The organism is Bartonella sp. LB28NMGDW (genome assembly GCF_042194435.1).
In the GTDB taxonomy this organism is placed as follows: Bacteria; Pseudomonadota; Alphaproteobacteria; order Rhizobiales; family Rhizobiaceae; genus Bartonella; species Bartonella grahamii.
The window spans coordinates 43,226-65,803 of record NZ_JBHIMX010000009.1; the positions used below are offsets into that span (position 1 = coordinate 43,226).

At 34.1% G+C, this 22,578-nt stretch carries 20 protein-coding genes; 9 read left to right on the top strand and 11 right to left on the bottom strand.

Annotated elements, in window-relative coordinates; all coding sequences use genetic code 11:
- Positions 1 to 10: 10 nt before the first annotated feature.
- The 6 genes from sufD (at position 11) to ACFIKG_RS06560 (ending at position 8,798) form a co-directional block, all read left to right on the top strand.
- A complete protein-coding gene (gene sufD, locus ACFIKG_RS06535; RefSeq protein ID WP_375625870.1) occupies positions 11 to 1,273 on the top strand; it encodes a Fe-S cluster assembly protein SufD in 1,263 nt (420 codons plus the stop codon).
- Between the two features lie 10 nt (positions 1,274 to 1,283).
- Positions 1,284 to 2,528 carry a cysteine desulfurase gene (locus ACFIKG_RS06540; protein ID WP_375651948.1) on the top strand — a complete coding sequence of 415 codons (1,245 nt, stop codon included), beginning with the start codon at positions 1,284 to 1,286 and terminating at the stop codon, positions 2,526 to 2,528.
- A complete protein-coding gene (locus tag ACFIKG_RS06545) occupies positions 2,521 to 2,922 on the top strand; it encodes an SUF system Fe-S cluster assembly protein (RefSeq protein WP_273787976.1) in 402 nt (133 codons plus the stop codon). Before ACFIKG_RS06540 ends, ACFIKG_RS06545 begins: the two co-directional genes overlap by 8 nt.
- A gap of 83 nt (positions 2,923 to 3,005) precedes the next feature.
- Entirely contained in the window at positions 3,006 to 4,646 is a 1,641-nt protein-coding gene (locus tag ACFIKG_RS06550; protein WP_375625866.1) for a site-specific DNA-methyltransferase, read from the top strand.
- A gap of 22 nt (positions 4,647 to 4,668) precedes the next feature.
- Positions 4,669 to 7,419, top strand: coding sequence for a DEAD/DEAH box helicase (locus tag ACFIKG_RS06555; RefSeq protein ID WP_375651949.1), 2,751 nt, complete (start codon positions 4,669 to 4,671; stop codon positions 7,417 to 7,419).
- A gap of 443 nt (positions 7,420 to 7,862) precedes the next feature.
- Positions 7,863 to 8,798 carry a COG2958 family protein gene (locus ACFIKG_RS06560; protein ID WP_375651950.1) on the top strand — a complete coding sequence of 312 codons (936 nt, stop codon included), beginning with the start codon at positions 7,863 to 7,865 and terminating at the stop codon, positions 8,796 to 8,798.
- A gap of 648 nt (positions 8,799 to 9,446) precedes the next feature.
- On the opposite strand, the gene sodC is transcribed toward ACFIKG_RS06560, so the two are convergent.
- The 4 genes from sodC to ACFIKG_RS06580 form a co-directional block, all read right to left on the bottom strand.
- A complete protein-coding gene (sodC, locus tag ACFIKG_RS06565; protein ID WP_375625860.1) occupies positions 9,447 to 9,974 on the bottom strand; it encodes a superoxide dismutase [Cu-Zn] SodC in 528 nt (175 codons plus the stop codon).
- Positions 9,975 to 10,356: 382 nt separating this feature from the next.
- Complete coding sequence (locus ACFIKG_RS06570) at positions 10,357 to 10,713, bottom strand: hypothetical protein (RefSeq protein ID WP_375625858.1); 357 nt, start codon at positions 10,711 to 10,713, stop codon at positions 10,357 to 10,359.
- Positions 10,691 to 11,035 (bottom strand): hypothetical protein, encoded by a 345-nt coding sequence (locus ACFIKG_RS06575; protein ID WP_375625856.1) that lies wholly within the window; start codon positions 11,033 to 11,035, stop codon positions 10,691 to 10,693. The genes ACFIKG_RS06570 and ACFIKG_RS06575 overlap by 23 nt, the downstream gene beginning before the upstream one ends.
- 391 nt (positions 11,036 to 11,426) lie before the next feature.
- Entirely contained in the window at positions 11,427 to 12,653 is a 1,227-nt protein-coding gene (locus tag ACFIKG_RS06580; RefSeq protein ID WP_375627286.1) for a UbiH/UbiF family hydroxylase, read from the bottom strand.
- Between the two features lie 183 nt (positions 12,654 to 12,836).
- Here ACFIKG_RS06580 and pcsA point away from each other — a divergent pair, with 183 nt between their 5' ends.
- Genes pcsA through ACFIKG_RS06595 form a run of 3 tightly spaced genes read left to right on the top strand, consistent with a single transcriptional unit; the run spans position 12,837 to position 15,133 of the window.
- Positions 12,837 to 13,655, top strand: a complete 819-nt coding sequence (gene pcsA, locus ACFIKG_RS06585; RefSeq protein ID WP_375651951.1) for a phosphatidylcholine synthase — start codon at positions 12,837 to 12,839, stop codon at positions 13,653 to 13,655.
- A gap of 21 nt (positions 13,656 to 13,676) precedes the next feature.
- Positions 13,677 to 14,723 carry an enoyl-CoA hydratase/isomerase family protein gene (locus ACFIKG_RS06590; RefSeq protein ID WP_375651952.1) on the top strand — a complete coding sequence of 349 codons (1,047 nt, stop codon included), beginning with the start codon at positions 13,677 to 13,679 and terminating at the stop codon, positions 14,721 to 14,723.
- Positions 14,720 to 15,133, top strand: coding sequence for a DUF6163 family protein (locus tag ACFIKG_RS06595; protein ID WP_375625848.1), 414 nt, complete (start codon positions 14,720 to 14,722; stop codon positions 15,131 to 15,133). Before ACFIKG_RS06590 ends, ACFIKG_RS06595 begins: the two co-directional genes overlap by 4 nt.
- Before the next feature lie 293 nt (positions 15,134 to 15,426).
- Here the strand turns inward: ACFIKG_RS06595 and ACFIKG_RS06600 are convergent, their stop codons facing one another.
- From ACFIKG_RS06600 to ACFIKG_RS06630, 7 genes are all read right to left on the bottom strand, one after another.
- Positions 15,427 to 15,786, bottom strand: a complete 360-nt coding sequence (locus ACFIKG_RS06600; RefSeq protein WP_375627283.1) for a hypothetical protein — start codon at positions 15,784 to 15,786, stop codon at positions 15,427 to 15,429.
- A 109-nt stretch (positions 15,787 to 15,895) separates the two neighbouring features.
- On the bottom strand, positions 15,896 to 16,705 hold the full coding sequence (locus ACFIKG_RS06605; protein ID WP_375627282.1) for an MBL fold metallo-hydrolase: 810 nt from the start codon (positions 16,703 to 16,705) through the stop codon (positions 15,896 to 15,898).
- 10 nt (positions 16,706 to 16,715) lie between these two features.
- A complete protein-coding gene (locus ACFIKG_RS06610) occupies positions 16,716 to 17,489 on the bottom strand; it encodes a TatD family hydrolase (protein ID WP_375651953.1) in 774 nt (257 codons plus the stop codon).
- Complete coding sequence (metG, locus tag ACFIKG_RS06615; protein ID WP_375627280.1) at positions 17,479 to 19,038, bottom strand: methionine--tRNA ligase; 1,560 nt, start codon at positions 19,036 to 19,038, stop codon at positions 17,479 to 17,481. Before metG ends, ACFIKG_RS06610 begins: the two co-directional genes overlap by 11 nt.
- A gap of 76 nt (positions 19,039 to 19,114) precedes the next feature.
- Complete coding sequence (locus ACFIKG_RS06620) at positions 19,115 to 20,158, bottom strand: DNA polymerase III subunit delta' (protein ID WP_375651954.1); 1,044 nt, start codon at positions 20,156 to 20,158, stop codon at positions 19,115 to 19,117.
- Entirely contained in the window at positions 20,155 to 20,799 is a 645-nt protein-coding gene (gene tmk, locus ACFIKG_RS06625; protein ID WP_375625837.1) for a dTMP kinase, read from the bottom strand. Before tmk ends, ACFIKG_RS06620 begins: the two co-directional genes overlap by 4 nt.
- A gap of 28 nt (positions 20,800 to 20,827) precedes the next feature.
- Positions 20,828 to 21,991 (bottom strand): D-alanyl-D-alanine carboxypeptidase family protein, encoded by a 1,164-nt coding sequence (locus ACFIKG_RS06630; RefSeq protein ID WP_375625835.1) that lies wholly within the window; start codon positions 21,989 to 21,991, stop codon positions 20,828 to 20,830.
- Between the last annotated feature and the right edge of the window lie 587 nt (positions 21,992 to 22,578).

The following is a 22,578-nucleotide window of genomic DNA, read 5'->3' on the forward strand; positions in this document are numbered from 1 at the left end:
GTTATTGAATATGAATACACAGCAAAACTTGTTAGCAATTGAAGAAAATATACTCAGTAATTTCAATCAGTATGTAAACGACTTACCTGGTGATAAAGCTATACGGGAAATTCGCAAGAAAGCTATTGAGCAGTTTCAAACGACACAGCTTCCTTCCCGTAAAATCGAAAGCTGGCATTATACCAATCTGCGTACCTTACTGAAGTCTATTAGCAATTTTTCAAAAGTTCAAAACAATCAATTGATTGATGCTTTGCTTTCAGAAAGTGCTGTTTTTTCTATAAACAATGGAAAAACATCAATAGAGTCAAAGGTAGATAACATTACAGTAAAACGCCTTTCAGACGCATTAAAAGATAATTCTGTACAGGTAAATCAAAACATTTCTGATGAGGATTTTATTGGACAGTTGAATACAGCTTTTGTTACAGATGGTTGGCTTTTTCACATCCCTGAAAATACAAAGTTAAATATTCCCATTGAATTACAAAATATACAAATGGGGGGACAATCTCATATTTTTTCGGATATAAAAGTTGATAAAAATAGTCAAGTTATATTTATTGAACATCAGGTTGGCAATGATAAAGATACCTTTGTCAGTTCAATATTTTCATTAAATATTGCTGCTGATAGTGATGTTACGTGGATTCTCATTCGCAATCGTGATTTTAATTCTACACAATTTGGTCGATTTTGTGCTGTTCTTGCTCAAAGAGCGAAGTTATCACTTTATGTCATTAATATAGGGAGCCAATTAAATCGCCAAGAAATCGATATTGAATTACAGGGAGAAGAATCTAATTTTCAATTACGTGTCATAAATTTATTATCAGGACAAACACATAGTGATCTTACAATGACTGTTCGTCATGTGGAAGAAAAGTCAACATCAACCGAAATTATACGCAATGTAGTTACAGATAAGGCTGTTGGTGTTTTCCAAGGAATAATACGTGTGTCTCAAAAAGCGCAAAAAACAGATGCACGCATGGCTTGTAATAGCCTTATTCTTTCAGATGATGCAGAATTTAATGCAAAGCCTGAACTTGAGATTTTTGCGGATGATGTTGCATGCGGTCATGGTGCAACAGTTGCTAATATTAATCATGATTATCTTTTTTATCTTATGGCGCGTGGTATCCCATTTAAAACGGCTCGTGCACTTTTGATTAAAGGATTTATCTCTGAGCTCATTGATGACATCAAGCAGGATAAGATTCAAATCGTTTTGGAGAATATCATTAGTAAATGGCTTGAAAAAAATGTTTAAGGTAGAAAAAATGGAAAATAACGTACAAACATTTACTTATAATGTCGAAGAAATTCGGCGTGATTTTCCTATTTTGCACCATCAAGTTTATGGAAAGCGATTAGCATATCTTGATAGTAGTGCTTCTGCCCAAAAACCAGTGTCAGTACTCAATGCAATGAATAATTATTATCACTATAGTTATGCTAATGTGCATAGGGGAATGTATTTTTTAGCCAATATAGCAACACAATCCTATGAAAATTCTCGTGAAACCGTTCGTGTTTTTCTAAATGCTCAAAAAGCTGAAGAAATTGTTTTTACGAAAAATGCAACAGAAGCTATTAATACTGTTGCTTATGGTTGGGCGATGCCCAAACTCAAAGAAGGTGATGAGATTGTTCTAACGATCATGGAACATCATTCAAATATTATTCCTTGGCATTTTCTCCGTGAACAAAAAGGTGTTAAACTTATTTTTGTTCCTGTCGATGAAAATGGTGTTCTGCACATTGAAGATTTCCAAAAGGCTTTAAGCGAAAAAACGCGGCTTGTTGCTATAACGCATATGTCCAATATATTAGGAACTGTGCCTCCTGTTAAAGAGATTATTAAACTAGCTCATCAAGATTCTATTCCGGTTCTTGTTGATGGTTCTCAAGGAGCAGTACATTTAACCGTTGATGTGCAAGATCTCGATTGTGATTGGTATGTCTTTACAGGTCATAAGCTTTATGGTCCCACCGGTATTGGTGTTCTGTATGGTAAGAAAGATAGATTAGAAGAAATGCGTCCTTTTCAAGGGGGAGGGGAAATGATCGAGGAGGTAACAACCGATAAGGTTTTCTATAATGCTCCTCCTTACCGTTTTGAAGCAGGCACTCCTCCTATCGTTGAAGCTATTGGATTAACTGCGGCTATTGATTATATACAAGAGAAAGGTCGTAGCACGATTCATGCCCATGAGAGATCCCTTTTAGCTTATGCGCAGGAAAAACTTAAAATGGTTGAGTCATTGCGTATTTATGGTCATTCTCCCAATAAAGGAGCTATTATATCATTTACAATTGAAGGGATTCACGCCCATGATATCGCTATGTTTATTGATAGAAAAGGAGTTGCAATACGCGCGGGAACCCATTGTGCACAGCCTTTATTACAGCGCTTTGGTCTAACATCTATTTGTCGGGCATCATTAGCCATGTATAACACTCAAGAAGATGTAGATCAATTAGTAGAAGCATTGAAAGAAACAAGGACATTTTTTAATGGCTGAATCAATTGAAGAGCGTCATTCTACAGAATCTGTTGAAACTGTAAGCGAAAATAAAAAATCTTATATATCAGCAATTCCAGCAGATGAAATTGATCGTATGACGAATGATATTATTGCTGCTCTCAAAACAGTTTATGACCCAGAGATTCCTGCTGATATTTATGAGCTTGGACTGATTTATCGTATTGATATTGAAGATGATCGTTCAGTAAAAATTGAAATGACTCTTACAGCACCGGGATGCCCTGTTGCTGGTGAAATGCCGGGGTGGGTAGAAAATGCAGTCAGTGCAGTTGAAGGGGTTTCGTATGTTGAAGTCACTATGACTTTTGATCCACCATGGACACCTGATTGTATGTCAGAAGAAGCTCAAATTGCTGTCGGATGGTACTAAAAGTATTGTTAAGAGACTCTAATTTAGCCATTCATGAATAAGCTGTTTACTTTTCACAAGCATTTGAATTTAAAGACGATCGCATGAGTTATAATAAACAAAAATTAGAACTTAACTGGATTGGAAAAGAAAAACGCCCAAAACTAGAGCCTCGTATCTTATTAGAAGATCTTGAAAAATCTTATCACGCTTCGCATCAAATATCATCTCAGGACATTTTTGATAATAAACTTATTTTTGGTGACAATTTGCTCGCACTCAAAGCACTTGAACAAGAATATATGGGGAAGGTAAAATGTATCTATATCGATCCGCCTTATAATACAGGCAATGCCTTTGAACATTATGAAGATGGTTTAGAGCATTCTATATGGCTAAGCCTTATGAGAGACAGGCTAGAATTGTTACATCATTTACTGGCAGATGATGGAAGTATCTGGATATCAATTGATGATGACGAGCAAGCTTATCTTAAAGTGTTAATGGATGAAATTTTTGGTCGAAAAAATTTTATAAACAATATCATTTGGCAAAAAAAATATGCTCCACAAAATGATGCAAAGTGGCTTTCAGACAACCATGATTTTGTAATGGTTTATGCTAAAGATAAAACTGTTTGGCGCCCTCAATTGCTTCCTCGTTCAAGCGATATGGATGCGCGCTATAAAAACCCTGATAATGATCCTCGCGGTCCTTGGCAATCTGGAGACTTATCCGTAAAAAGAGTAACACCTAAGGATATTTACGAAATCATCACACCTTCTGGACGCAAGGTGATGCCTCCTGCTGGAACGAGTTGGCGGGTTAGCAAACACAAATTCTCTGAATTATTAAAAGATAATCGCATTTGGTTTGGAACAGATAACGGTGGAGTGCCAAGGATTAAACGTTTTGTTTCTGAGGTTAAGCAGGGCATAACCAGTATGACGATTTGGCCCTACACAGAAGTGGGACACAACCAAGATGCCAAAAGAGAAGTCAAAGTTTTTAATTCTGATAGTGTCTTTACAACTCCCAAACCTGAGCGTTTAATGGAACGCATTATTCAACTTGCCACTAATCCCGGTGATCTTGTACTGGATTCTTTTGCTGGTTCTGGCACAACCGGTGCTGTTGCCCATAAAATGGGAAGAAAGTGGATTATGGTTGAGCTTGGTGAACATTGTCATACCCACATTATCCCTCGTTTAAAACAAGTCATTGATGGAACTGATCAAGGGGGAATTTCCAAAAGTGTTAATTGGCAAGGTGGCGGTGGATTTCGCTATTATCGCCTTGCACCTTCTCTGTTACAAAAAGATCCATGGGGACAATGGATTATTAGTCGCGAATATAATGCTGCGATGCTTTCAGAAGCAATGTGCAAACATATGGGATTTACCTACGCACCTGATGAAAATCATTATTGGATGCAAGGGTATTCAACCGAAACAGATTATATTTATGTCACAACAAGCGCTATGACCCATGAACAACTCCGTATAATGAGTGAAGAGGTAGGCTCTCATCGCACGTTGCTGATTTGTGGCACAGCCTTTGATACAAAATCAGCATCCTTTGAAAATCTGACACTCACTAAAATCCCCCGTGCAATATTAGAAAAATGCGAATGGGGAAGGGACGATTACAGTTTAAATGTAGCCAATCTTGAACCAGTGATTGTAGTAAAAGAAAACAACAAAAATAAAGATATTGCGCAAGCAGAATTAGATCTATTTGAATAATATATAAAAAGCGGAGTTTTTCATGAACACTGTTGAAAAAAGGATTTCTGCTCGCTTATCGTTACGTGATCCTCAACGTGAATCTTTAAATATTTTGGTAAAAATCTTAGAAAATATAGAGCTTTCTAAAAATGCTGATTTGGTTGCAGAGTTAGAAGTGATAAAAAATCTTTATCCTTCTGTGCAAGATTTTGAACGAAACTTTCCCTCTTTTTGTTTTGCCTTAGCAACAGGTGTTGGGAAAACGCGACTTATGGGGGCTTTTATTAGCTATCTTTATTTAACAGGTCGCAGTCGCCATTTTTTTGTTTTAGCGCCAAATTTGACTATTTATGAAAAGTTAAAACAGGATTTTAGTCCCCAAAGTCCGAAGTATGTTTTCAGTGGAATGAGTGAATTTATTGCCAATAGACCCGTTATTATTACAGGTGAAGATTATGAAAGTGGTAAAGGTATTCGCACTGATGAACACTATTTTCAAGGACAAAAGCGTTTGTTTGAGAATAGAGATACGGCCTTTATCAATATTTTTAATATTTCTAAAATTAATACAACAGATAATAAAAAAGGCGCACTAAAATCTAGTATTCCGAGGATTAAACGCTTACAAGAGACGATTGGCGAAAGTTATTTTGATTATCTCGCAAATCTTCCTGATTTAGTTTTATTAATGGATGAAGCACATCGTTATCGTGCTTCTGCTGGTGCAGCGGCAATTAATGAGTTAAAACCTGTTTTAGGAATAGAGCTTACAGCGACACCAAAAACAATAGGTGCAAAACCCGTAGATTTTAAAAATGTTGTCTATAGTTATTCACTTGCAGAGGCGATGAGGGATGGTTTTGTAAAAGAACCTGCTGTTGCTACACGTAAAGATTTTCAACTTCAAAATTATACATCTGAGCAATTAGAACATATCAAATTACAAGATGCAATTCATGCCCATGAAAATGTGAAAGCAGATTTAATTGTCTATGCAAAAGATTATAACAAAAAGTTCGTTAAGCCTTTTATTTTAGTTGTTGCTCAAGATACAAATCATGCACAAAAACTACGGAATTTATTGGAATCAGATGAATTTTTCGCAGGGGCTTATAAGGGAAAAGTTATAGAGATTCATACAAAACAGTCGAATATAGAAGAAGATCAAAATATTCAAAAGCTTATTGCAATTGAAGATTCTCATGACCCAACAGAAATTGTTATTCACGTTAATAAATTAAAGGAGGGGTGGGATGTTACGAATCTCTATACTATTGTACCGTTGCGTGCATCGGCTTCAGAAATTTTAACAGAGCAAACAATTGGGCGTGGATTGCGTTTGCCTTATGGGTATAGAACAGGCGTGGAAGCTATTGATCGTTTAACAATTATTGCGCATGATCGTTTTCAAGATATTATTGATCGTGCAAACGATCCAAACTCAATTATAAAAAAGCATATTGAGATTGGAAGAGAGGGGGATGTACCCTCTGAAAAGTCAGATATTGTGACGGTTCCATGTCAAGTAGAAGCTTTATTGATGCAAACGATGGTAACACGTAATTCCGATATAAATGGAGCATCTGATTTACAAGGTATCATATTACGTAATCCAGATTCCCCTACATTAACGCCTGAAGAGCGAGATATTGCAGCGATCGCGTGGGATCTTATCAAAGAGAATGATAAATTGCCAAGTTCTCAAATGCTTTATTCTGCACCGATACAAGAAAAAATTGCTAATAAAGTTATGAATATTAAGCCTTCATCACAAAAGTCTCTTGTATCAAAAGTGGTTACAATTTTGACAAAAAAATTAGCAGAATTGATGATAGATATTCCCAATATTGTACTCATTCCTTCGCGTGAGGTTACTTATGGTTTTTCTGATTTTGATTTGGAAAATTTAGAAAACTTAAATTTGCAACCTGTTAGTAAAGAACTTTTAATTCGAGAATTGCGTACCCATAAAAGCATTTTTCTCACTTCTAAGAATGAATATGTCAAAGAGCCTTATCTCGAAAATTACATCATTCGTGGTTTGATTGATAATGACTTTGTCGATTATGATAACCATACGCTCTTATTACGAAAATTAGCTAGTCAGATAGTAGAACATTTCCGATCTTATTTACCCAATGATGCAGCCGTTGAGAACGTATTAATTCACTATCAGCATAAGCTTATTAGTTTTATTGTTGCGCAATTAAGAGAACATCAGTGGGAAACGCAAAAAGATTATGAGGTTAAAGTGACACGGGGTTTTACAACTTTATCGCCTATCCATTATGTATTACCGCAGGGGACGTCTCCTCTTGATTTTCGTAATATTCCTGCCATTAAAAGCGATATTAAGAAACTTGTATTCAGCGGCTTTAGAAAATGCTGTTATCCTTTACAAAAGTTTGATTCAGTAGAAGGGGAGTTACGATTTGCTCAGATATTAGAGGATGATGCACAAGTATTGAAATGGATGAAACCTGCTCGGGGGTTTTTCAGAATAGAATATGATAAAGGATCAACTTATGAACCGGACTTTGTTGTAGAAACGGAGGATGCCAAGTATCTTTGTGAGCCTAAAAAAGCCTCTGAAATGCAAAATCCTATTATTTTAAAAAAAAGAGAAGCTGCAGTTCAATGGTGTTGTCATGCAACGCGCTACGCAGCTACTTATGGCGGTAAAAAATGGTATTATGTTCTTATTCCCCATGATGCTATTAAAGCAAATAATAGTTTTGAAGGTTTATGTGCAGAGTTTACCATTTCAGAATCTATACTTGAGAGCTCATAATTTATTTTTTTCAAAAATAAAACACATAAGTTTTTTAATTGACGGATGTGAGGTGCAATCAAATGTTTGGATAATTATTTTTAATTTTTTGCACTATCGCATCATTAACTTAAAAATATTAGGGATTTTTTAAATCAAAAAATTAATATTTTTTTCTAACAACATTAAAATAAAAGGAAAAATGTATAGAAAAGTTACACAAGATTATGATTTTTTATGGGAATTTTTAGCACATTTACAATTTTTGATAAAAGTACAATCTTACTTTCCTTATGTGAAAAGATCTTTGAATTTATAGTCACAAATTCAAAAAATATTTTAATTTTATTGGGTAATTTTATAAATATGCTTTCTTTAAAAAACTTAAATAGTTTATTGTTCTTTCATTTAAAAAGCCTGAATATAATGAAATATCCAGAGGGTGAGAGGGGAGAATTTTTCATATGACTTTGAATTTAATAAACACTGTTTTTAATTTTTTAAAGAAAAACCCGACAACAAAATTTACAGCTCGAGAAATTGCTCAATGGGTATTTGAAAATTACCCAGATAAATGCCGTCAAAAACAAAAGCATTCAACGGCAATAATTACTCCTCTTAAGAGTGATGCAGCCCTTATTCAGCAAATTGTTGCTGAAATAGGAGCAAGACGCCCTCAGTTACAAAAGCGTTATTCAGAAATTAAAACCACTGAAGGACGACCACGGCAATATTATTTTACTAAACAAACAGATAGTGCTGAAATTGATGCAGTAGAGGACAATGCAAAGAGTAGAACAGAAGATTCTATTAAAGAGCATGATCTTTATCCGTTATTATCTAAATTTTTATGGTCAGAGCTTGCAGTTTACAGCAAGCGCATTAATGAGAAATGTTCTCGTAATAAACATGGTGCAGGCGGAAATAAATGGCTTTATCCAGATCTCGTAGGAATGCAAGATTTAAGCAGTGAATGGAATCGTGAAATCAAAGATTGTGTTTTGCAATATTTTGATAAAAAAACGAAGCTTTGGTCTTTTGAAGTAAAAATTCTCATCAATCGTTCAAATTTACGAAAAGCATTTTTTCAAACAGTTAGTAATTCTTCATGGGCTAATTTGAGTTATTTAGTTGCTAGTGAAATTGAAGGGGTTGATACATTAAAAGAGCTTCGAATGCTTTCAAGTTTGCATGGAATTGGATTTATAAGACTCAATAAGGAAAACTCTTCCGAGAGTGAGATCTTAATTCCAGCCAAAGAACGTAGTGATATTGACTGGGATACTGCTAATAGATTAGTGGAGGAAAACAAAGATTTTCTTGATTATATTAAACTCATTCGTCAATTTTATCAAACTGGTGAGATGCGTCCACTAGATTGGGATCATATGTATCCATGAGGGGATGTTTTAAAAAGACTCTATTGTTTAAAAGCCCTTTTTTCAGAGTGATAAAAAATTACTCTAACTATTTTATTTGACTTATTATATTGATATAACATATTGATTTGTAATGATAATTAGTCTTTTTTTAACTTAAATGAGGGAGGGAATATCCTAGCATTCAATCCTTTCAAACGATCTTATATTGATATTGTATCAATCAAAATTGTTTGCGTGCATCTCATGAGTAGGGTTGAGTAGGGGAAGAGTAAAAATTCTGTTTTAGACCCGTTCTATTTTGTGCGTGGGGCGTGATTCCATTAGATACTAGTTTTAATGATTATAATTTATTACAAATTTTCTATTGTAGAGAGTGAAATTCAACTTTTTTTCTTTTTTTACATCAAGCATTGAAAATATTACTTCCTCATATTGAAGTCTTCTTTATGGAGAATTTATAATACTATTTTTTTAATTTTCATTGCTGTTCGCTTTGATTATTATTAAGTTTTTTGTTATCCGAAGTGGACATTCAAAAAAACATTGATTTTATAAAACACCCACACAGTTTACTCAATTTCTTGCAATAGATTTAAAAAAATAAATTTCTCTCACATCTTATGGTAAAGGGAGTGTGTACTGTCACAGTTTGCCATAATACTCTCTTTATTTATCAATAATACCGCACGCCAAACGCGCACCACCTCCGCCAAGCGGTAATGGTTTATCTGATTGATTATCTGCCCCTAAATGAATGACTAAAGAGCGCCCTTTAATTTCAGAGATTTTTTTTAATCGTGGAGCAAGAACGCTCATCGTGGCATATCCTTGCTTATCAACATAAAGTGCTGGTAAATCACCAAGATGACCATTGACATTATAAGGTCCTAAATGTTTTCCGGTATGTTCTGGATCATAATGTCCACCTGCGCTTCCACCAATGATGCCATCTTTTGTATCACATGAAGGATTTACATGCACATGAAAACCATGCATCCCTTCTGATAAAGTAGATAAATTAGGGATGAAAATCAAACCGTATGTGGTTTCTTCAATTTTAATGCTACCAATAGCCTTTTTTGAATTATTATCTTCTAGTTTATAAATATTTACTTGTGTTGATAGTGCTAATGCAGAATTTTTATGAATTAAAAATGCCATAAAAACCAATAATGATAATAATATTTTTTTCATAAAATACCTTTATACTTATCTTTAAATAAATTTTATCTATAAAAATATTTATAATTTTCTTAAATTGAAATTTAAGTAAAATAATTTACATAGAAATATTAGTTCTTAGAAAGAGCAAATAAATTAAATTATATATATGTGCTCTGAACATAACTCTCATTTTTTGATCTATAAAAAATGTAGCTTTCATAGATTGATAATTATATCTCGCTGACATTTCTTCAAGAGATGCTTTAAAAAATCTACTTTTTGAGGTGTAATAAAGCAATTTTAATAAGTTAGATATTATTTCATTTATAATAGATAACTATTTTATCAAAAAACAGAACATATAATTTGTTGATGATTTAATTGTTTTTCATAGAAAAAATGATAAAAATTTCTATTCATTATGAAATTTATAAGAGAAAGAATTATTATGATTCATATAAATTTCCCATAAAATACAGCATATACCAACACTCCCTCCCATTCCTGATCCTATCAGTGCTCCTATTATCATTCCAGCAGAAAGTGCTACTCCTATACCCATTGCGATAACTGGACCAAATCCTGGAAGAGCAATATAACCATAAGCTGCAAGAGTTGCTGCGATAGCTCCAGATACGCTACCATTTAAACCGCCAATGAAAGCAAATTCTTTCATAGAATGGCAGTACTTTTTTAATTTTCTTTTCTTACAGCTATGAAAAGAAACGTTGCTGTAAGTTTTAAAATCAATCATATTTTTTTCTTTCATTTTGAATGCTAACTGTTCCTGAATAGTCAACGGATACGAAAAAATGGGACTTTTTAAATTTTACTAAAGCACGCCAGATGCCTTTGTCATCTAGACGTAATCGTTTAATATTCTCAAAACCGTTTTGCATAAGACAATTTTTAACTTGTGAAGCAGTAAATGAGTTCTGACCTATTTTAGTGACATTTTGAGTAGAGGTATAGGTAAAGGTTTGACAATAAGGAAGATGAAAAACTTCACTGATTGAAGTAGTGACTGTCAACGAGAAACATAAAATCATTATAAAAAAAATACTTAATTTCAAAAAATTATTTATTTTCATCTGGTCACCATTTGTTGAAACAACACTTTATTAACCTCTGTGTTACTAACAAGTTCCCAAGATGATTTTATTTTTAATATTATACTTAACAATAAAAATTTTTGAAAATCTATTTATTAAATAAAAATGTTTTTTATTATTTATTTTCTTGTTAAAATTAATGTTATAAAATAACTATTTCAAAACGGTATTATTTTTTATTTGCTTTATATTGCAAAATTTAACAGATATGATTTAGCAAGATATCTTTACAATTTCAGCTGTAGTCTATAATTAATTTTCTCTATTTCATATCAGTATGCTAAATATATATAATATTTTTTACATCAGTAATAGATATTATTCAAAATGCAATATTAAACCATAGAGCGATTATATTACTTATTATTGCTCAGTAGAGCTGTTTAGATGATTTTGTTGGAAATATTTGCATAATTTCCTTGAATCCGTAACCGGGATACATTCCTTCGCGCATAAATAAATTACGTAATGGTGAGAAACTATGTAACAAACCAAGCCCAACGCTTCGTATGATATGAACAGGCAACATGTGAGAAAGTAGAGCAGAGTTAAGTGTATGAACAGCTCCACTTCGGATTAATATATCTGGTTTGCGGCATTTGTTATAATGGGCAACAATCATTTCAGAGTTAGAATTGGATATTTTGTTAGGTAAAATATCAATCAAAGTTTGGACATCACGGAATCCTAAATTCAATCCCTGTGCCCCAATAGGGGGGAAAACATGAGCGGCTTCACCCATTAAAATTGTTCGATTAGCAGCAAAATGATGAGAAAGAAGTCCTGAAAGCGGCCATGCTTGAATTGATGTTTCTAAGCTTAGCTTTCCAAGCATTGATTGCATTTTGTTTTCGATCATTTTTGCAATTGCTTTTGGTTCTATATTCAATAATTCCTCAGCACGAGAAGGACGAACGACCCATACAAGACTAGATCTTCGCCCTGGTAGAGGAACCTGTGTAAATGGACCATGTTCTGTATGAAATTCGGTTGATGTATTTTGATGAGAAAACTCATGAGAAAAATTGAGAACAAGTGCTTTTTGTGGATAATTCCAATGTTTGACACTTATCCCTGCTGCGGCACGTGTAAGAGAGTGACGTCCATCAGCTGCAACAACAAGTGGTGCTTGAATGACTCTACGATCAACAAGAGTAATACATACATGGTCTTTTGTATGATGAAAAGATTTGGCTGCAGAAACAAATCTTGTAATATTAGGCGTACGTGTAACCGCATCGACTAAAGCACTGTTCAATTTTACATTAGGTATATTATAGCCAAAAGCTTTTTCACCAATTTCAGCAGAAGAAAAATGCACCGTAGGAGCATGCACAATTCTAGAAGTTATATCTATAATTCTCATGGATGATAAAGCAGCAGCATGTTGTCGAAGATTATTCCAAATATTGAGTTTTTGAAGCATGCGTATTGCAGGCATCATAAGAGCAGTTGTCCGCAACTCATCTGTATGAGCAGGGGGACCAACAAGAAAAACAGAAAGCCCCTCATGTGCAAGATTCAGTGCGGCTAACATTCCGACAGGACCTGCACCAATAACAGCAATATCTTTATGCTCTTTCTTTTCAAAGATCACAACGGTTTGAACCTTTCTCCATTGAGAAAATATTTTAACATTTCCAAATGATCACTCTCTTTTTATTGTATGAAGCTCTTCTATTATAGTATGTAATAAATAATTCGATATAAAAAAGTAACCTTTTTATGATTTTTTTAAATGCTGAGTTATATCATCGGTAAAAAAATGGCGTATTGATAGATGGTTGAAGACTTTAAAAACGAGGATAAGAAAACCTTGAAACGTAAACTAACAAAGAAAATCAAAACAAATGCTAAATTATTACGCCATAAAAAAGTAACAATGCCACAAGCAAAGGCCTTTTCCGTTCATTTACTAACAGCTTCGGGATCATTCTTAGCGTTTCTTTCTCTTATATCAGCCTCTCAAAAAGAATGGACAGCTATGTTCTGTTGGCTTGGGCTTGCACTTCTCGTTGATGGTATAGATGGACCAATTGCACGTAAACTTGATGTTAAATACGTTCTTCCAACATGGTCTGGAGAGCTGTTAGATAATATTATTGATTACGTGACTTATGTTTTAATTCCTGCCTTTGCACTCTATCAAAGTGGTTTCATGGGGGTAGGGTTATCATTTTCATTGAGTGCAATTATTGTTATTTCATCTGCTATTTATTATGCAGATACTAGTATGAAAACCAAAGAAAACTTTTTTAAAGGATTTCCTGTTGTTTGGAATATGATGATTTTTACGCTTTTTGTCGTCAGACCCGAAGAGTGGATTACTTTTATCATTATTGTTTTATCGGCGATTATATCTTTTTTGCCAATTTATTTTATTCATCCAGTAAGAGTTCTTCGTTTACGTAGGATTAATTTTCCAATTTTTCTCTTATGGTGTTTTTTTGGTGTTTCTGCATTCTTTTATCAACTAGAGGCTCCCTATTGGGTTAAAATAGGAATTTCGGTAACAGGAATTTACATATATTGTATCGGCGCAATCATGCAAATATTTCCTCAACTTGGGGCAAAAAATATAAAAAAGACAATAAAATAGTTGTTTTAAGAAGGGTATAAGATGAAAATTGATTTTGGAGCAGATGATGATATTTCTTTTACGAAAGATGGGCGTGCTGGTATTATAAAGCTCACACGCCCTTCAGCATTAAACGCTCTTAATCAACGAATGGTTTCAGCTTTAAAAAAAGCTCTCAGGACATGGGAAACAGATGATAATATCTCTTGTGTCTTAATTGAAGGGGAAGGGCGCGCTTTTTGTGCTGGTGGAGATGTTGTAGAAATCTATCATATGGGGAAAAGTGCCACTGCTTGTCAGTATTTTAGTGATGAATATAGTCTAAATGCTTATATCAAACGTTTTTCAAAGCCCTACATTTCTTTCCTAAATGGTATTTGGATGGGAGGAGGGGTAGGGATTTCTCTCTATGGTTCGCATCGAATTGTTACAGAAAATACTGTTTTTGCTATGCCAGAAGGTGCGATTGGATTTTTTCCAGATGTAGGTGCAAGTTTTTTCTTACCATCTCTTCCCAATCATTTTGGCATATATCTTGCATTAACGGGTGCACGCATAAAGTGGGGAGATTGCTTAAATTTAGGATTAGCAACACACGCCGTTGCTGAAATTGAATTCGATATGATTAGAAAAGCTATTATTGAGCAAGGAGATCCTACTTTAGCTTTAAACGAGCGAGCAATTACAAAAGACTATGAAACGAGTCATGAAATACGTTGTATTATTAACACTTGTTTTAGTGCCCATACCTTAGAAAAATGTCTTGAGTTGCTACATAAAAAAAGTAATGAAGGTATTTTGTTTGCTAAAGAATGTTATGATATTTTGCAGTTACGTTCTCCGATAAGTTTAAAAGTTATCTGGAAACAAATGAAACAAAATTCATCTCAAACGTTGGAAGATTGTATGAAAATTGAAAACCGCATTGCACATCATATGATTAATTCACATGATTTTCATGAAGGTATACGTGCTATGTTAATCGATAAGGACAAAAGACCTCAATGGCAGCCAGATAAACTTTCAAATGTGACAGATGAAATGGTGGATTCTTACTTCCAACCTGTTGAGAAAGAGTTATTATTGTGAAAAATAATTCACACAAACGGATTTCAAAAATCAATTTAATCTATAACTGTTATTTACGGTTTTTGGCACTCATTTGCTTAGTCCTAGGTATTTGTTATTGGATACGCCTTGTTGGTGTTTTTCCAGGTATTCTATGGCGTTTTGATCTTATGCCTTGGCAGTGGCAATTTGCATCAGCTATATTGGCTATTCTCTATCCTATTGCCTTAGTTGGACTTTGGATGTATTCATTATGGGGTATCATCGTGTGGTGGATTGCAGCATTGATTGAAGCAATAACAATATATTATTCTGATTTTATTTATCAGCCATTTCTGCCATTATTTCATGGAATATTGTTTTTAGCTTTCATAATACTGCAAATTGTGATGTTTTTTTTAAAAAGAGTAAAAAATAAAAAAACATCGTGATTGAAATTTTCGAGCCAGAATAACAGGCTCGATTTTCAAACATACGTTCTTCAAAGCGCTAATTCCAGATATACTCTTTCCATAAAGTTCCATAATATATATTATGCGATAATATGATACAGCAAAACAAAAGAAACCCTATTTTAAAACATAAATCATATTTATAATCGTACAATTCACTTTTAAAACTAAATTATGGTATTGAACAGCATATTAAAATATTTGGTCTTTAAGAAAAATTTCTTAAAGACCAAAATAGTTGTAATGAAATTACGTCGTATAAATAATAAAAATTACTGTACTATTTTACAACGTTTTATACGTGCAAGATCACTCAACACAGCATTGCGATTATTTAACGCTGAAATTTCATTACTTTCACTGGATTTAGGATCCATAAAAAACAAAGCAGGCAAAAATACAATACTTGTTGCTGCTAAAGCCACATTTTTATTTCTTGCTTTAGAACGCTCTGCAATTGTATCATTAATCTGACGTTTATTAGCAAAAAACTCCCGTTGAATATCGGCACAACTCATTGATCCGTCATGTAATGTTGTCGTTGAAATATTTTTTTCTAAACGCCCCCCACATGCTGTCAAGGAAACTGCTAAAACCACAATACATACACCCCGCTTAAAATTCTTATACATAAAAGCCTCATTTTTGACATAAAAAACACTAAATATGTCAAAAATGAAATAAAATAAAGGATAAATTTAAAAGTGTTTTATTTAACTTAAAATATTGCGCATAATAAGCTTACGCATCTGTTTCAAAAGTAAGACCTTGATATGCAGGTTTTACATAGGATGGAACATAATTTATAACCTTGTTGTAATCCAGCGATCTATCCATATGTGTAAGTATTGCTTGTTTTGGCTTTAAATATTCTATCCATTGTAATGCTTGATCAACAGAAAAATGACTCGGATGGGATTTAAATTGGAGAGCGTCAATGATTAGAACATCCAGATCCATTAATTTGGATAAAGTTTTTTCAGGAAATTCACTAACATCCGTACAATAGGCAACATTCCCAATCCGAAAACCTAAGGAATAAATGTTTCCGTGGTTTTGTAAATGTGTATTGACGCTTATTGCTCCGCCCTGCCCCTGAATAATAAATTGACTATCTTCATTGATAAGATGCTCTTTTAAAATGGGAGAATAAGATGAAGCTTTTGGTGTTTGAAAACAATATCCGAAAGCACTTTTGAGATGCTCTAGTGTAAATCTGTCAGCATAGATATCTATTAAACATTTTTGTGCAAGTGCATAGCTGCGTAAATCATCAATACCGTGGATATGGTCTGCATGAGAATGTGTGTAAAGAGCAGCATCAAGATGGCTTACACGCGCATCAATCATTTGTGAGCGAAAATCTGGACCTGTATCAATAACGATTGTTGTTTTGTCTCCTGAAGGTTTAATACGTTCAACTAATAAAGAACTTCTGTAGCGTTTATTTTTAGGGTTATTCGGATCACATGTTCCCCAATCACCATTGGGTCGTGGCACTCCTGGAGAAGGACCACAACCTAATATTGTAAATCGGTATTGATCACACATATCTTTTGCCTTATTTCATTTTACTAAATAAACGAAAAGCATTACGCGTTGTTATTTGAGCTGTTTCTTCAATGCTTAAGCCAATTGTTTCAGCCAAAACAGCTGCTGTATAGCATACAAAAGATGGTTCATTTGTTTTGCCTCGATGGGGAATAGGTGCTAAGAATGGAGCATCTGTTTCCACTAATAAATGCTCATGGGGCACAATTTTTGCTATTTCACGGATTTCAAGTGCACTTTTAAAAGTAAGAATACCTGAAAAAGAAATATAACCACCAAGTTCGATTCCAGCACGAGCAAGTTGCATTCCAGACGAATAACAATGAAGGATAAAAGGAAAAGCTCCTTCTTTTATCTGTTCACGTAATATTTTCTCCATATCGATATCGGCATTGCGTGAATGTATAACAAGAGGAATCTGTGTTTCTCGAGAAGCAATGATATGTTCTTGAAAAACTTTCTTTTGCTCTTCTGGTGTAGAATAATCATAATGGTAATCAAGCCCCCCTTCCCCAAATGCAACAATTTTAGGGTGATTCGAGAGCTGTATAAGCTCTTTCGCTGTAATATTTTGTTCTTCATGCGCATGATTGGGGTGTGTTCCAACGGAACAAAAGACTTGGTCATAGCTTTGCGAAATGGCTAAAAGCTTATCTAACTTATGAACATGGGTTGAAATTGTTATCATACGTTTAACATCAGCATCTAAAGCCCGTTGGATAACATTATCCAAATCTTGTGAAAAATCTTTAAAATCAAGATGACAATGTGTATCAATCAACATGATGAGTGTCTTCTTTCTTTAAGATATAACGAGGAAAAATCGGTTCTGGTGGTGGAAGATCAAGCCCTTCTTGAATTTTTGAACGACTTATATGATACAATAACCGATCATCTTCAGCAACCGCAAGGCTATCAAGAAGTTTGGCTGCTGATTGGGGTATGAAAGGCAAAAGCATAATTCCTATTCTCCGCAAGATTTCTACAGTGATATAAAGAACTGTAGAAAATCGCTCTTGGTCATTTTTACGTAAACTCCAAGGTTGTTCGTTGGCAAAATAGCGATTGGCATCCGCTACAATTGAAAAAATAGCTGAAAGTGCTAAATGCATACTATAGGAAGACATAGCTTGATGTACAGTTTCAAGTACTTGAAGAGATTGTTCTAAAAGCTGTTGATCTTGAGCTAAAAATGAAGTTGGTCTCGGGACTTGTGCATTACAATTTTTGGCAATCATAGACAAGGAGCGCTGCGCTAAATTACCAAGATCATTAGCAAGATCAGCATTAATACGGTTTACAAGGCTTTCATGGCTATAACTACCATCTTGTCCAAATGGCACTTCACGGAGAAGAAAATAACGAACCTGATCAAGACCATAATGATCAACCATTTCAAAAGGATCAACGACATTTCCAATAGATTTTGACATTTTTGCACCACGATTAAGTAAAAAACCATGTGCAAAAATATTTTTAGGCAATTCAATTCCCGCAGACATTAAAAATGCCGGCCAATAGACTGCATGAAAACGAATAATATCCTTACCAATAATATGCGTATTTGCAGGCCAAAAATCACGATTTTTTGAATTTTCATTGAAAAAACCAATTGCTGATAGATAATTTGTAAGCGCATCAACCCAGACATACATCACGTGCTTTGGATTCTCTGGAACAGTAATTCCCCAATTAAAACTTGCGCGTGAAATAGAGATATCTTTTAAACCTGATTTGATAAAACTTATAATTTCATTACGCCGCTCAAATGGAGCAATAAAATCAGGATGTTCTTCATAATATTCAAGAAGAGGCTTTTCATAATGAGAAAGTCTAAAAAAATAACTTTCTTCTTCATTCCATTCAACTGGAGAGCCTAATTCCTTCTCACGACGGATGTTGTCTGGTCCAATTTCCGTATCTTTTTCTTCATAATAGGCTTCTTGGCGAACCGAATACCACCCCGTATAACGACCGAGATAAATATCGCCATTTGCTTCCATCTTTTTCCAAATTTCTTGACAAGCTTGATAATGGCGTTCTTCTGTCGTACGGATAAAATCATCGTTAGAACAATTTAATACTGCAAGCATTTTTTGAAATACAGCACTATTACGATCTGCAAGTTGCTGAGGTGTCATGCCTAATGCTGCTGCGGTTTGTTGCATCTTTAGACCATGCTCATCTGTACCAGAAAGAAAAAATACATTTTTTCCGTTTAATCGTTGAAAGCGGGCTAAGACATCGCTTGCAATTGCACTATAGGCATGCCCAATATGTGGAGCACCATTAGGATAAAAAATGGGAGTTGTTATGTAATATGTGTCACGCATGTCATACTCGTTGTAAAACCCTATAAATAAAAGATATAATGACATAACGTCTGTTCATCGTATTGTCACGGAAAAACTAATCCTCATGAATGATCTTATGAACTTTAAAAAGTAAGTTAATAACAAACTGCTTTTTATCGAGATTAAACAGTTGTACTTCCTCTATTTCTTGATGAATCTCTTGCCATTTTTCCGCATATTTTTTTGAGAGAAATAAGTCTCCCTTTTCAACAAGTATGATAGCTTTTTTTTGAATTTTATTAAGAATTTCATCACAAAATTGTTGAAATTGGAATGTAGAAGAAACAGATGAAAATGTTTGTGCAAGAGTATGTACAATCGTTGCGTTACAAACAGGTTTCTCTAGGAGAGCATCAATTGTTTTAATAATTTCAAGTCCGCCATGGCAAATAAGTAAAGCGGCTTTTCGAGGACTTCCTTCGGATTTTTTAATAATCGTTTCAATTGTTTTCTCATCAGGTAAATCCTGATTAGCGAAAATATGTGTAATAACTTTTTTCATTTCATCGTTATTCAACGGACGGAAAGAAATTTTTTGACACCGTGAATGGATTGTTGGAAGCAATTTTCCGGAAGAATGCGCGATAATAACAAATAACGTTTTTGTAGGTGGTTCTTCAAGTATTTTGAGAATTGCATTTGCTGCATTTCTATTCATATCATCTGCAGAATCAATAATAACAATACGCCATCCATTATCTTGCGATGTTCGGCTTAAAAAATGCATAATATCACGGATATCATCAACGAGTATTCCTGTTTTAAACTTTTGCGTTTTTACATCAAATCGACGTGAAATATACAAAAGACCAGGGTGACTTCCTTGTGTAATTTGGCGCCATGGAGTAGAATAAGGATCGGGTTTCAAGAAAGCCCCCTGTTGAGAACTTAAAATGTTCCAAGCAAGATGAAAGGCTAATGTAGCCTTTCCAATCCCATATTCTCCTTCAAATAATAATGCATGATGCAAACGCTCTTCTTTAAGCATTTGTGTCAAAAAATGACGAACATCCTCATGACCAAAAACAACATCATTCTGGGATGGTGATAAAATTGTATCAATATCATCATATTGGCGTGAGATATTTACATTACTCATGAAAGCTGATCCAACAATACCTGATGACAAATATTTTTTATTTGATGTGCAACGACTTCCACTGAGCCAGTGGCATCAATGACTCGAAATCTATGGGGTTCCTGTTTGGCCAACTGAAGAAAAGCTTGACGCCTTTGTTCTTGAATTTCCAACTGATCTTTTTCAAAATAATCAATTTCTTCTGTTTCTTTTCTTCGTAAATTTGCACGTTTCATACCACACATTGCTGGCATATCTAATAAAAATGTTAAATGAGGCAAGATACCATTGAGTGCAATACACTCTAAAACAGCAAGAAGAGAAGAACTGACTGTATTATTGAGTCCTTGATAAACGCGTGTAGAATCAATAAAGCGGTCACATAAAACGATTTTACCTTTTTGCAAAGAAGGCGCGATAAACTCGGTAACATGGTCGACACGTGCAGCTGTAAACAAAACAGCTTCAATCAACGGTCCATACTGTTGCGCTTGCCCCGACAACAAAATATACCGGATTGCTTCTGCTCCTAGCGTTCCTCCTGGTTCTCGTGTTGTAACAACATCATAACCTTGGTGAGAGAGAAACTCAGCAAGTAAAGAAATCTGCACCGTTTTTCCTACCCCGTCCCCTCCTTCAAATGTAATAAAATAACCTGACACGTATGACCTTAACCTTATTAGCACGTAACTACAAATATTTCCGTAACCATCCAATTGTTATTTCATAGAATGCATTTTTTACTTTTGCAAAGAAACTTCCTTCCTGAACATTCATTCCGGCAAAAACAGGTTTTTCCAGAAGAACCTTTTTATCTTCTAAAATTTGAATAACGCCAACTGATTGCCCAAAAACGATGGGAGCTTTCAACGGACCATGATATTTAATTTTTGCTTTAACATTTACTTTTTTTTCATTCGAAAGCATAAAACTTATTGGTTTTTTAACAATGAGTGGAACAAAATTTTGCTTACCACCATAAACAGAAGCACGACCAATCGTTTCTTCTTTTGTGAAAATCGTTTTGAGATCAAATGCTGTCATTCCCCATTGAAGAATGTGTTCTATTTCTTTTGTATATTTTTTACCATCTTGCAAACCATTGAGTGCTAAAAAAAGACGTCGATGATTTTTAGAAATGGTGGCAACCATTGAAAATCCTTCTTTTTCGCTGTAGCCAAAACCAAATCCTTCTACACCAATTTCCTTAGAAATAAGAGGGTTTTTATTACGTTGAAAAATATTATTCCACGTAAAATGAGGCTCACGATAAAGTGCATAATAATCCGGATATTCCTGAACAATATGACGTGCTAATATAATCATATCACGCACGGTTACAAATTGTCCCTCTTCGGGTAGCCCTGTTGCGTTAACAAAATGACTTTGAGATAATCCGACCACTTTCGCGCGCTGATTCATCAGTTTTGCAAAATGGGACTCATGTCCAGATATTCCTTCAGCAAGAATAATAGCAGCATCATTTCCATTCATAATAATTAAACCACGTAAAAGATCAGAAACACTGATTTCTGTCTTTATCTTTGCAAACATAGTGGTTGTACCGGAAGGTGCTCCACCTTTACGCCAAGCATTTTCACTTACCTTGAATTTCTGCGTACTCTTTAACAATCCCTTCTTTAAGTGATGAAATACAACTTCTACTGTCATCAATTTTGCTAATGAAGCAGGAAAAAAAGGAATATCACTTTGTTTTTCATAAAGTATTGTCCCTGTATCATCATCGAGTAACAACAATTGTGATGCAGAAATTTGAAAAACTTCTGCTCTCCCCCACGTGTCAAATGCCAATATTCCCCATAAAGTCAATAAGATCCTTAATGTTGTATACATAGCTCTCCTCCCATCCCAAAGATCAACATAAAGAATCTTATATAGGAAAAAACTTTTTTATTTCTGCAAATTGAGGAATTATTGACAACCAAAGAAAAGATTTTATTTTTATTCAGCGTTAGCAAAAGTAATATGATGCACTTTTTATCTTACACCTAAGTTGATTTTAATATTTTAAAGCATGAAAGAAAAAATATTTTTTATTTGTTGTTTTATATTTATAGTACATTGTTTATTATAATAAATTACAACATTTTAAATTTTATATTATTAAAAATACTGTAAGATTCCTTCGTTATATTTCCTCTTATATTGAATTTAATAAAATAGCTTGCTTACGCGTCATAAGCAAGGTTCGTATATGAATAAAATTTATTAAAAAGAGAGTAAAAATACTTCTTATAAACATGACAAGTATTAAAAATTATCGCACAAAAAATTGGAGGCTTGCAAAATGTACGATGGTGGCGGTTTATATCTTCATAAGTGTAAAAATAGTGATGTCTAAAGGCGTTACCAATCATACCATTCACAGGCTCTATCGTAAAATAGGCTTGTAGCGTGTTAAAATATGTCCCTTTTGAATA